General features: G+C 67.1%; 10 protein-coding genes and 1 pseudogene. 5 read left to right on the top strand and 6 right to left on the bottom strand.

Annotated features, from left to right (window positions below; translation table 11 throughout):
* Positions 1-827: L,D-transpeptidase (locus WAO18_RS12710; RefSeq protein WP_422206626.1), on the top strand; the 827-nt coding region annotated here is incomplete at its 5' end.
* 4 nt (positions 828-831) lie between these two features.
* On the opposite strand, the gene WAO18_RS12705 is transcribed toward WAO18_RS12710, so the two are convergent.
* The gene (locus WAO18_RS12705) at positions 832-2,829 is read right to left on the bottom strand and encodes a M13 family metallopeptidase (protein ID WP_422206625.1); all 1,998 of its coding nucleotides are present in this window, start codon (positions 2,827-2,829) and stop codon (positions 832-834) included.
* A gap of 98 nt (positions 2,830-2,927) precedes the next feature.
* Here WAO18_RS12705 and WAO18_RS12700 point away from each other — a divergent pair, with 98 nt between their 5' ends.
* Positions 2,928-3,551, top strand: a complete 624-nt coding sequence (locus tag WAO18_RS12700; protein ID WP_422206624.1) for a hypothetical protein — start codon at positions 2,928-2,930, stop codon at positions 3,549-3,551.
* Positions 3,548-4,237: a hypothetical protein gene (locus WAO18_RS12695; protein ID WP_422206623.1), complete on the top strand. Its 690-nt coding sequence runs from the start codon at positions 3,548-3,550 to the stop codon at positions 4,235-4,237. The genes WAO18_RS12700 and WAO18_RS12695 overlap by 4 nt, the downstream gene beginning before the upstream one ends.
* Positions 4,238-4,242: 5 nt before the next feature.
* Here WAO18_RS12695 and WAO18_RS12690 read toward each other — a convergent pair whose 3' ends face one another.
* Genes WAO18_RS12690 through WAO18_RS12680 form a run of 3 tightly spaced genes read right to left on the bottom strand, consistent with a single transcriptional unit; the run spans position 4,243 to position 8,197 of the window.
* The gene (locus WAO18_RS12690) at positions 4,243-4,662 is read right to left on the bottom strand and encodes a CoA-binding protein (protein ID WP_422206622.1); all 420 of its coding nucleotides are present in this window, start codon (positions 4,660-4,662) and stop codon (positions 4,243-4,245) included.
* Positions 4,662-5,204 carry an XRE family transcriptional regulator gene (locus WAO18_RS12685; RefSeq protein WP_422206621.1) on the bottom strand — a complete coding sequence of 181 codons (543 nt, stop codon included), beginning with the start codon at positions 5,202-5,204 and terminating at the stop codon, positions 4,662-4,664. Before WAO18_RS12685 ends, WAO18_RS12690 begins: the two co-directional genes overlap by 1 nt.
* Positions 5,201-8,197: an MMPL family transporter gene (locus WAO18_RS12680; protein WP_422206620.1), complete on the bottom strand. Its 2,997-nt coding sequence runs from the start codon at positions 8,195-8,197 to the stop codon at positions 5,201-5,203. Before WAO18_RS12680 ends, WAO18_RS12685 begins: the two co-directional genes overlap by 4 nt.
* A 266-nt stretch (positions 8,198-8,463) precedes the next feature.
* On the opposite strand from WAO18_RS12680, the gene WAO18_RS12675 reads away from it, so the two are divergent.
* A complete protein-coding gene (locus tag WAO18_RS12675; protein WP_422206619.1) occupies positions 8,464-8,994 on the top strand; it encodes a hemophore in 531 nt (176 codons plus the stop codon).
* On the opposite strand, the gene WAO18_RS12670 is transcribed toward WAO18_RS12675, so the two are convergent.
* Positions 8,987-10,129: a lysylphosphatidylglycerol synthase transmembrane domain-containing protein gene (locus tag WAO18_RS12670; RefSeq protein ID WP_422206627.1), complete on the bottom strand. Its 1,143-nt coding sequence runs from the start codon at positions 10,127-10,129 to the stop codon at positions 8,987-8,989. The genes WAO18_RS12675 and WAO18_RS12670 overlap by 8 nt on opposite strands.
* A 106-nt stretch (positions 10,130-10,235) precedes the next feature.
* Here WAO18_RS12670 and WAO18_RS12665 point away from each other — a divergent pair, with 106 nt between their 5' ends.
* Positions 10,236-11,378 carry an AI-2E family transporter gene (locus tag WAO18_RS12665; protein WP_422206618.1) on the top strand — a complete coding sequence of 381 codons (1,143 nt, stop codon included), beginning with the start codon at positions 10,236-10,238 and terminating at the stop codon, positions 11,376-11,378.
* 18 nt (positions 11,379-11,396) lie between these two features.
* Here the strand turns inward: WAO18_RS12665 and WAO18_RS12660 are convergent.
* A pseudogene (locus WAO18_RS12660) lies at positions 11,397-11,900 on the bottom strand (hypothetical protein); the annotation flags it as partial.

Genomic DNA, 11,900 nt, shown 5'->3' with positions numbered 1-11,900 from the left:
CGCCTGCGCCGGTCCCAGCTGATCCGCTGGCAGTTCCGCCGGCTGTGCCGCCAGCCGCCGCGGCCGCCGCGCCGTCGGGTCCCGTCGTCGGCCAGAACCCGGAGCCATTCACCGGATCGCCGCCATTCGTGCCACCGACCTTCAATCCGGTCAACGGCTCGACGGTCGGCGTGGGCGAGCCGATCATCATCAACTTCGCGCGCCCGATCGCCGACCAGCGGATGGCCGAGCAGGCGATCCACGTCTCGTCGACCCCACCGGTGTCCGGCAAGTTCTACTGGCTGACTTCGAGCCAGGTGCGCTGGCGTCCGCTCAGCTTCTGGCCCGCGCACACCGCGGTGCACGTCGACGCGGCCGGCACCCAGGAGAACTTCGTCACCGGTGACTCGCTGATCGCCACTGCCGACGACGCGACTCACCAGCTGATCGTCTCGCGCAACGGGACAGTCGAGCAGACCTTCCCGATGTCGATGGGCATGGCTGCGGGCGGGCACCAGACGCCCAACGGCACCTACTACGTGCTCGACAAGAAGGCCAAGGTCGTGATGGATTCGTCGACCTACGGCGTGCCAGTCAACTCGGCGTACGGCTACAAGGTCGACGTCACGGACGCCGTGCAGTTCGACAACAGTGGTGACTACGTGCACAGCGCGCCGTGGTCGGTGGCCGACCAGGGCAAGCGCGACGTCAGCCACGGTTGCATCAACATCAGCCCGACGAACGCGAAGTGGTTTTTCGCCAACTTCGGTGCCGGCGATCCCGTCGTCGTGAAGAACTCCGTCGGGACCTACAGCAAGAACGACGGCTCCAACGACTGGCAGATGTAAAGGTCTAGCTCCAGATCCGGACCCGGCGTTGCGGGTCCAGGTATAGCCCGTCGTCCGAGTTGACCTCGAAGGCGTCGTAGAAGACGTCGATGTTGCGGATCACGCCGTTGCAGCGGAACTCCGGCGGTGAGTGCGGATCGATGGCCAGTCGCCGGATCGCCTCGGCTTCGCGGGATTTGGTGCGCCACACCTGGGCCCAGCCGTAGAACACCCGCTGCACGCCGGTCAGGCCGTCGATGACCGGCGCCTGCTGGCCGCCGAGTGACAGCTGGTAGGCGAGCAGCGCGATGGACAGCCCGCCCAGATCTCCGATGTTCTCGCCCACGGTGAAAGCGCCGTTGACGTGATGAGAGGTGTCCAGTTGGCGGGGCGTGAACACCTCGTATTGCTCGATCAAAGCCTTTGTCCGAAGGCCGAATTCGGCGCGGTCGTCATCGGTCCACCAGTCGACCAGGTTGCCGTCTCCGTCATACTTGGCGCCCTGGTCGTCGAAGCCGTGGCCGATCTCGTGGCCGATGACCGCACCGATGCCGCCGTAGTTCGCGGCGTCGTCGGCTTCGGCATCGAAGAACGGCGGCTGCAGAATCGCGGCCGGGAAGACGATCTCGTTCATGCCCGGGTTGTAGTACGCGTTGACGGTCTGCGGTGTCATGAACCACTCGTCGCGGTCGACCGGCCCGCCGAGCTTGGCCAGGTCGCGGACGTACTCCAGGACGTAGCCGCGGTGGTAGTTGCCGTAGAGGTCGTCGCGCGCGACGACGAGCGCCGAGTAGTCGCGCCACTTGGCCGGGTAGCCGATCTTCGGCGTGAACTTGTCGAGTTTCTCCAGCGCCCGCTGCCGGGTCTCCGGCGTCATCCACTCCAGGTCGGTGATGCTGACCCGGTAGGCCTCCCGCAGGTTGGCCACCAACTCGTCCATCCGGGCCTTGGCGTCCGGCGGGAAATGCCGCTCGACGTAGAGTCGGCCGACCGCATCGCCCATCAGGTTCTCGACCAGCGCGACACCGCGCTTCCAGCGGTCGCGCAACTCCTCGGTGCCCGACAGCGTGCGCCCGTAGAACGCGAAGTTCTCGTCGACGAGGTCGTCGGTCAGCAGCGACGCGCGCCCACTGATCACCCGCCAGCGCAGCCAGCGCTTCCAGTCCTCGAAGTCCTCGCTCTCCCACAGTGCGGCGAACGCGGACAGCGCGTCAGGCTGGCGAACGACGACCTCGAGGGGCCCGCTCTGGTCGCCAGATGGGTCAGCGCCCAACGCGTGCAGCCACACCGCCCAGTCGAAACCAATTGCCTCCGAGCGCAATTCGTCGAATGTTCGCAAGTTGTAGGTCAGATCGGCGTCGCGGCGCTTCACCACATCCCAGTGCGCGGCCGCGATCTTGGTCTCCAACGCGACGATCTGCGCGGCGGTGGCATCCCAGTCGCCGTCCTGCTCGCCGTAGACGAGCGCGAACATCCGCGCGATGTGCTTCGGGTATTGCGCGAGGATCGCGGCGTGCTGCGGGTCGCGGTAATACGACTCGTCGGGCAGGCCGAGCCCCGACTGCGACATGTGCAGCAGGTAGCGGGTGGAGTCCTTCGAGTCGGTGTCGACGTAGACGCCGGCGCCACCACCGATGCCGGAGCGCTGCAACTCGCCGAGCTCTGCCGCCAGCTGCGCGGGCGTCAATGCCGCGTCGATGCCGGCGAGCTCGTCGAGCAGCGGACGGACGCCCAGTCGCGCGATGGTCTCGGTGTCCATGAAGCTGGCGTAGAGGTCGCCGATTCGCTGCGGGTCGGTGCCCTCGGCGGCGTTGGACGCGGCGGCCTCGGTGATGATGTCGCGAACCTGCTCCTCGGCGCGATCGGCGAGCAGCCGGAAGGCGCCGTCGGTGGCGCGGTCGGCCGGCATCTGGTGGTCGGCCAGCCAGCGGCCGTTGACATGACCGAACAGGTCGTCTTGGGGGCGGGCACCAGCGTCGACATGGCTCAGATCGATGCCCGAGCGGATAGCTTCTACCGTCACGTCACCATTGTTGCCTAACCACCCGGCTAGATCTGGCGGCCGGGTTCCACCGCCCGCCGTTCCGCGGCGCGCGTCGTCACCCGGCTAGGCTCACGGCCATGCCCGACGAGGAGCAGACCGAGCCAGCGGCCGACGACCGCGCCGACGACGCGACACCGCAGGAATCCGACGGCCGGATGTTCTCGGCGTACGGCATTGCCTCGGCTGTGCTCGGTGCGCTGTGCGTTGCCGCGGTCGCGTTGGGCGCGGTGATCTGGACCTCGCACCGCAACGACGTCAACGAGCGGAGCTACCAGAGCCGGGCCATGCAGGCCGCCGTCGACTGGACCAGCGTGCTGATCAACATGAACACCGACAACGTCCAGACCAGCCTGCAGCGACTGCACGACGGGACCGTCGGCCAGCTGAACGCCGACTTCGACTCCTCGATCCAGCCCTATCAGCAAGTGGTGCAGCGACTGCAATCGCGCAGCCGCGGCGAGGTCGAGGCGGTGGCCTTCGAGGCGGTGCACCACGACCTGGACGCCCAGCCCGGCCGGCCCGCGCCCGCCGATCAATTGCCGGCCTCGATCGCCCGTCGTACCGACACCGTCATGGTGGTGGCGACGTCGGTCAGCGAAAACGCCGGCGGCAAGTCGCAAACCGTGCACTGGAACTTGCGACTGGGGATCTCCGAAGTGGACGGCAAGCTGATGATCTCGCGCCTGGAGTCGATCCGATGAGGAACGCCTTGCGGGTACTCGCGTTCGACGTCGCGGCGCCGTTGGCCGCGATCGCTGCGCTGCTGGCAATCGGAGTCGTTCTGGCGTGGCCGGCGTGGTGGGTGTCGATGTGTTCGGTGCTGGTGCTGCTGATCGTCGAAGGCGTCGCAGTGAATGTCTTTCTGCTCCGCCGTGATTCGGTGACAGTGGGCACTGACGACGACGCACCCGGCCTGCGTCTGGCGGTCGTCGCGCTCTGCACGGCCGCGGTGATCGCGGCGGTGCTCACCGGTTATCGGCACTGGACGACGCCGGACCACGACCTCAAGGTCGACACGGCCGAGGTGGTGCGCATCGCCGCCAGCATGGCCGAGTCGACGGCCACGTTCGCACCGCAGGAGCCGATGGCGGCCATCGACCGTGCGGTGGCCATGATGGTGCCCGAGCAGGGCAACGCGTTCAGGGATCAGTTCGGCAAGGCCACAACGGATTTGGCGCACCGCAACGTCACCGCCACCGCGTCGACGATGGAGGCCGGCCTGGAGGCGATCGGCCCCGGTGCCGCCAGCGTGGCGGTAATAATGCGAGCCACCCAGAACGAACCGGGCCAACCGCCCAGCAACGCGGTTCTGGCGCTGCGCGTCACGCTGACCAAGCAGCAGGGCCACTGGCTGGTGCTCGGCGTCTCGCCGCTCAACCCCCGCTGAAAGGCTCAGCGCAGCCTGGCGTGCTCGACCATCAGGCAACGGTCCATTACGACCTGCATGCCGGCCGCATCGGCGTCGCGGCCGACGTCCTCGTGCCACAAACCCTCTTGCAGCCACAGTGTTTTCGGACGCGGCGCCAGCGCGAGCGTCTCGGCCAGAACCGTCGGCAGGTCGTCGAACCGGCGGAAGACGTCGACCATGTCCGGTACTACCGGCAAGTCGGCCAAGCGCGGATACACCTGCGCGCCATCGATTTCGGTGATCGTCGGGTTGACCGGATAAACCTGATAGGCGCCGGTCGACAGCAGATACGAGTAGATCTCGTTGCTTGGTCGCGTCGGTTTGTCCGATGCCCCGACCACCGCGATGGTGCGGGTCTCGGCCAGAATCCGCCGCAGTGTCAGATCGTCGGGCCGGCCGATCATCAGTAGCCGCGTGGCGGCCGCTGGGGAGTGCGCTTGGGCGGCTGCTGCTGAGGCGGTTGGTGCGACCGGGCTTTGGCGAAGCGGTCAGACAGCCGACGCATCCGGATCATCAAGGACGCCGACGGGCTGGTCGTGGCATCGAGGTAGGCGCTGAGCTCGTCGACGGGCACGCCGATCCGGGATGCGAACTCGGGCAGCTTCAGCCCCGATCGTTCGATCAGGACACCGACGTGGCGGGCGACTTCGGTGCGCTCGTTGGCGTCCAGGTGCTCACGGGCGCGGTCGAGAACCTCCGCCAGGGCTTTGGAGATGCCGTAGGGACGCGAGGTCTCCAGCACTTCCTCGACCTGCCGGGCGGTGCGGCCGTAGGGGTCGCGTTTGATCGCGACCGCGATCTGCTTCCAGGTGGCGATGTCGCCGCCTTCGAGGGCCGACCGGATCGCTGAGGTCGGCCAGAATTCGACGGGCCGCTCGCCGTTACGAGGGCGCGCTGGAGGATGGTGCGGCGCCGGTCCATGGCGTCGGTCCGCGGCCAACGTCACCTCGCCTCCTCCAACATCGCCACCGCTACCGACAGGCAGCGTTGCCTGACCCCTTCCCAGTCTGCCTTCGTATCGGACTCTGGCCAACCGTCGTTATCAAGATCCGACGGATGCGGGTCCGCGAGGCGACGCACCAACTGGCTAGCGATCCATTGCCTTCGGGGTGATTGACCAGAGTAATACCTATCCATACCGGCCAGCACTACAGCCGCGGTCTCGGCCTCCATCGTGTCGACCAGCTCAGCAAATTCGGTGAAGTCCTTGCTGCTGTTGCGGCTCATGATGAGGTAACCCTTGAGCCGTAGCGTCTCGGCGCCAGTCGGGATTTGCAGCCGGTCACCGGTGGGCAGCTGGACGTGGGTGGTCTCCAGGGGGCTTCGTCGCTCGAACTGCGGCTGGTCGGGCTCGGCCTCGGCCTGCAACGCATCCAGGGCGACCGAGAGCCGGCCACGCCACAGCGTGACCGGGTGAACGGGCCGCACCGTGCGCGGCGGCACGCGCCCGGTGCTGTTGCGATGCGACCGGCCGCCGACGAACTTTCGCGCGGCCGAGGGGCCGCTGGCGCCACTGTTCCCGGTCGGGTTCCCGATCACCGCCATCTGGCGGGTGGCCGAGCTGGCGACATAGCTGGCGCCCTTGATCCGCGCCTGGACATCGCTGCTGCGCCCGCAGCCGATGAAGGCAAGCGGATCGGCGACGGTGATCGCGTCGGGCACCAGGTTCTTGAGTCGAGCCGCGGACTTGAGCACGATCCGCAGGTCGGCGCTGGGCACCGCGGGCGCGGAGATGTCGTCGGGGATCATCAAGATATCGCCGAGATCGACTGAGGGCAAAGGCTTTTCGAAGTCAACTGACGGTAGTATGCGCTCCAGCCAGGCCGGTAGCCACCAGTTCCACTCGGCGAACATCGCCATCAGGGCCGGCACCATCACCAGGCGCACCACGGTGGCGTCCACCGCGATCGCGACCGCGCAGGCCACACCGATTTCGGCCACCAGCGGCATACCGGCGAACGCGAAGCCGATGAACACCGCGATCATGATCAACGCCGCGCTGGTGATGGTCCGCGCGCTGGTGCTCACGCCGTAGGCCACCGCGTCATGGGTGTTACCCGACTGCAGGAACCGCTCCCGGATGCGGGTCAGCAGGAAGATCTCGTAGTCCATCGACAAGCCGAACGTCATCGCCAGCACCAGCGGCGGAACCGTGCTGTCGATCGAGGTGATCGGCGCGAACCCAAGCTTTCCCAGCCAGCCCCACTGGAAGACCACCACCAAGCTGCCGTAGGCCGCGGCCACCGACAACATGGTCATCACCACGCCCTTGAGCGCCAGGAACACCGACTGAATCGACAGCAGCAGCATCACGAACGCGATCAGTGCGACGAAGACCAAAACCAGCCACTGCGTCTTGGACACCTGATCGTCGAAGTCTTTGATCAGCGCGGTCGGTCCGCCGACACTCACCTGCGCCGACCCGTTGGCTGCTTGGGGAAGGTGACCGCGCAGCCAGCCGATGGTGTGTCTGGCGCCGAGATCCTCGGGGTCCACCGACAGCACCGCGGACAGCATCGCGCTGCTGTTGTTGTCGGCGAACACCGGCGGGGCCACCGAGGCGATGTTGGGGGACTGGCCTATCTGCTTGCGGATGTCGGCAACCGTCTGGGAGTGCGCGGCCGAAGACGCATCCCCGTCGGGGAAGGTCACCAGCACCTGCACCGGGCCGAGCGCGCCGGGGCCCAGGGCCTCCGACGCCGCCGACACCCCGGCGCGGATCTCGTGTGAGGAGTTGAATTGGCGAAGCAGGCTGTTGCCCAACACCATTGACAGAGCCGGCACCGCCATCGCGAGCAGTACCGCCGATGCCGTCAGGGCCGAGGCCCACGGCCGGCGCATCACTCCGCCGATCCAGTGCGTCCAGAACCGCGACTGGGTGGTTTCCGGGCGACGCGACCAGTGCAGCGCCGCCGACCTCCTCGCGGCTGACCGGCCGAACGTCGCGAGCACCGCCGGCGTCATGGTCGTCGACGTCAGCATCGCCACTGCGACGGCGAGGATCGCGCCGGTGGCCATGGAAGCCAGGGCCGGGGTGTCGATCAGGTAGATCCCGGTCAGCGACGCGACCACGGTCATCCCGGACAGCGCGACGGCCAGGCCCGACGTCGCCATCGCCGCGTCGATCGCCTCCTGAGGTTGGCGTCCGGCGCGCAGCTCCTCGCGGTAGCGCATCAGGATGAACAGCGAATAGTCGACCGCCAGCGCTATGCCGAACATCGACACCGTCGAGGTGACGAAGACCGACATGGTGGTGTAGGCCGACAGCAGATAGACCAGACCCATCGTGATCGCGACCGTGCAGATGCCGAGGGCCAGCGGAATCGCGGCGGCGGCGAGCGAGCCGAACACGGCCAGCAACACGATCAGGATGATCGGAAAGTTCCACTGCTCGGCCTTGGCGATGTCATGTTTGGTGTTGGCCGCCGCGGCTGTGCTCAGCGCTCCCTGGCCGATGACATACAGCCTCACCCGGCCCTCGGCCATTTGCCCTGGCCGTTCGCCCTGGACTCCGACCTTGAGCCGCAGCTTTTTGGCGGCGTCGCTGGCGCTGGCGTTGGTGGTGGAGTCCAGCCGTAGCGACACCACGTATGGCCGGTCGGGCTGCGGTGACGGCTGGGCCGGATTGGTCACCACCGCCAGATCGGGAAACTGCTTGGCGACCTGCTGCAGAAACCCGGCCGCGGCATTCATGTCTTCGTAGCTGGCGTCCGCGCGCGGCGCCGCTACCAGCGCCAACGGCGACGTGCCCTGGTCGGGGTAGTGCGCTTCCAGTGCGTCGTGGACGCGCAGCGACTGGGATCCGGGCACCTCGAAACCGCCACCGGTGAGGTGACCCGACTGGGTCACCACCAGGTAGACGGCGGGTATAAGCGCGAGAAACCAGCCCGTGAAGACCAGCCAGCGGAACCTGCGCAGGTTGCTGCTCAAGCGCATCATGAAGTGCTGGATTTCGGTCTCCCCGCATTAGCGTTGCGTGTCCGCGAGCCTACCCCAGCAACCTATGTGTGGATGCTGCTTATGGGTCGCTGAGCTGCAACAACTCCGCAACGATGTCGATTCCCGCACAGGTGTGACGAGTTCGGAGTCGGCTGAGTTGGCGGCGTCCGCGAAATGGATGGCAGGATGATCGTCGAGTGTCGGCTTTGCGCCGTCAGCTGTCTGCGAGGCGAACCTTTCCTTGCGAGCCCCCCAAGGAGCTAGCTATGACTTCCCCGACCGGGAGTACCACGAAGCTGCGCCGTCGACTGTTCGGCGTCCTGACCGCGACCGGGTTGAGCGGTGCCACCGCGGCGGTGTTGCTGTCCGCGCCCACCGCGGCCGGCGCATCGGACCCGTGTGCTGCCAGTGAGATGGCGAGGACGATAAGCAACGTGGCGCGCTCGGCGGGCGATTACCTTGACGGGCATCCGGAGACCAACCAGGCGATGACCAGCGTCATGCAGCAGCCGGCCGGTCCGCAGTCGGTCAACTCGCTCAAGAGCTACTTCGACGCCAACCCGAAGGCGGCCAGCGATATGCGGACCATCGCGTTGCCGCTGGCAGGCCTGTCGAGCAGGTGCAAGATGCCGATCGGCCTGCCCCAGGTGCTCGGCTTCGTGCAGTCGGCGCAGGGAGCGGTTCCGGGCGGGTTGCCCGGTAACCTGCCCGGCGCGGCGCAGGCCTTCTCCGGCGCGCAGAACGCGTTGCCTTCCGCCGGCGCCGCAGCCATGCCGGGGATCAGCGCGTTCAAGTAGCCGTTTCGGGCGGCGGCAGCGGGCCCTGCATCGCTTCGTCGGTTTCTTCGATGACTTCGTGGGGTGGCGCAGCGTCTGAGTCGACGTTGTCGGGATCGAGCGCGTTCTCGGTGCGGAACATGAAGAAGAACACCACCCAGCCGACCGCTGCCAGCAGCACCCAGCTGATCAGCCGGTAGATCAACATCGTCGAGATGGCGCCTGGCAGTGTCATGCCGCTGGACACCAGCCCGGGCACCAGCACCGCTTCCACGACCAGCAAGCCGCCGGGCATCAGTGGGATCGTCCCGACCGCACGGGCGGCTGCGCAGGCGACTGTCAGCCCGCCCACCGACGCGTGCGCCCCCGCCGCATATGCCGCACAGCCCAGGCACGCCACGTCGGCGAATCGGTTGACCAGCGACCAACTGAAGGCCGCCGCCAAGTCACGCCGGCTCAAGCTGACCGATTCCAGCTGGCACAGCATCTCTCGCCACTTTGCCAGCCCGACGTCGGCCGGCCGACCACGCAATGAATTGAACCGGGCCAGCACCCGGCAACCGATTCCTTCGATCAGTTCCGGTCGTGACGCCACCGCCTGGGCCAGCAGCAGCAACGCCACGAACCCGCCCAGGGTGAACAACAACGAGAACGGGTTGTTCTTGGCGCCGAGGAAGAATGCGCCGCCCAGCCCGAGTAGTGCCAGTCCCACGGCCTGCAGCACACCGGACATCACCAGTTGCCATGACGCTACCAATGTCGATGCGCCCCAAATCCGTTGCTGCCGAAGCAGAAACGTCGCCGCGAGCACCGGGCCGCCGGGCAGCGTGGTGCTCAGCGCGTTGGCCGCGTAGTAAGCGGCTTCGGATCGTAACTTGTTGACCCGCACCCCGGCCGCCACCAGCAGGGTCCGTTGCACTTCGGCGAAGCTGTGCATCAACAGGACGGCCGCCAGAGCCGAGGCCAGCAGCCACCACCACTTCGCCGAGTACAGGCTGTGGGCGGCCTTTGCCAACTGGTCCCAGACCAACGCCACTTCGACGCCCAGCACGATTGCGACGAGGGTCAGGGTGACCCATCGCAGCCACCAGTATTTGCCGCGGGCATGCTCGTCGAGCTGTCCGTGCACATTGTTGGCCGCTGCGCCATGCGACACGTGTTCAGCGTAGTCGCGCAGGTCGCGCCCGGATCGTTGCGCGGCGCTGGTGTCTGCGGTGTTTTTCGCGACGGTGACCTGCGTGCCGACGGTTAGGCTTGGCCGCATGCCGTCAAGGGCCGCCGCCAATTACGCCGACTCGGTAGAACCGATCGTTCGCAAGACCGCCGCTTGGGCCTGGCGGTTGCTGGTGATCCTGGCCGCTGTGGTTGCGTCGCTATGGGTCATCGGGCGGCTGGAAGTCATCGTCGTCCCGTTGCTGCTCGCGTTGATGTTGAGCGCGTTGCTGGTTCCGATCGTCGACTGGCTGGACCGGCGCGGCGCCCCACGCGGTGGCGCGGTGGCCCTGGTGCTGCTGGCCGGTTTCGCGATTCTGGGCGGGATCCTGACGTTCGTCGTCAGCCAATTCGTCGTCGGCGTCCCCGATTTGGTCAATGAGGTCACCCGCAGCATCGACTCTGCCAAGAAATGGCTGATCGAAGGACCGCTGCATCTGAGTCGCCAGCAGATCGACAATGCCGGCAACGCGGCTGTCCAAGCGCTGCAGAACAATCAGGAGAAGTTGACCAGCGGCGCACTGTCGACCGCGGCCACCATCACCGAAATCGTCACGGCCGCACTGCTGATGATGTTCACGCTGATCTTCTTTCTCTACGGCGGTCGCAGCATCTGGCAGTACGTGACCAAGATGTTCCCCTCCGACCACCGGGAACGGGTACGCGCCGCGGGCGCCGCCGGGTTCCGGGCGCTGACCGGCTACGTGCGGGCCACCTTCCTGGTGGCGCTGGTCGACGCGGTGGGCATCGGCACCGGGTTGGCGATCATGACCGTGCCGCTGGCACTGCCACTGGCCTCATTGGTGTTTCTCGGTGCGTTCATCCCGCTGGTCGGTGCCGTCCTCAGCGGCTTTCTGGCGGTGATAGTGGCGCTGCTCGCAAAGGGATTCGTCTACGCACTGATCACCCTGGGCCTGCTCGTCGCGGTGAACCAGCTCGAAGCCCACATTTTGCAGCCGCTCGTGATGGGCCGGGCCGTGTCGATCCACCCGTTGGCGGTGGTGGTGGCAATCGCGGCGGGCGGCGTGCTCGCGGGGATTGTGGGTGCACTGCTGTCTGTCCCGACGGTCGCGTTCCTCAACAACGCGTTCCAGGTGTTACTCGCCGACGATCCGGACGCCGCGCCCGAGGACGATGAAGACTCGTCGCTGCTCCAAGCAGAGCGGGATGAGCCAAAAGCAAAAAGCGAATAACGACAAGCGAATTCGCGGTTAGATGCGGCCTTCGCGACGCAGCAGATCCGCAGCACTGAGGCCGCCGCCGCGGCGTTGACGCGGCCGATCAGGCTTGTCGCCGCGAGCATTCATCTTCTCGGTGGCGACGTCAGGGTCCTTGTCCTCCCGCGGGGCGGTCGGGATCGCGGTGGTCGCGTCTTCGGGTTCGGCGGGCGGTTCCCCCGGCGACTGTTCCCGCGGAATCTGCAGCGCCCGAGTTTCGTCGGCGGATGGCTGCGTCGGCACGGGGGCCGGGCCGCGCGAGTCGGGACGGTCGCCGGCCTGTGCTCCGCGCAGCTCGCTGAGCCAGGATTCGATTTCGCGGTCGTCTCCGCGAGCGGGTTGCGGCGCTCCCGGCGGCGGAACCGGTGGGCGTCCCGGCGGGTTCGGCTGAGCCGAGAAACGGGTCGTCGGTGCCTCTTTGGGTTCGGCCCGGCCCGGAGCCGGCATCCTCGTGGTGCCGGCGGCCGACGGCGCGTCCGGACCCGGTGGCCGCGCCTC

The sequence above is a fragment of the Mycobacterium sp. genome (assembly GCF_049278535.1).
Taxonomy (GTDB): Bacteria; Actinomycetota; Actinomycetes; order Mycobacteriales; family Mycobacteriaceae; genus Mycobacterium.
The sequence above is the reverse complement of the archived record's forward strand: the minus strand, read 5'-3'. Positions and strand labels throughout refer to the sequence as shown.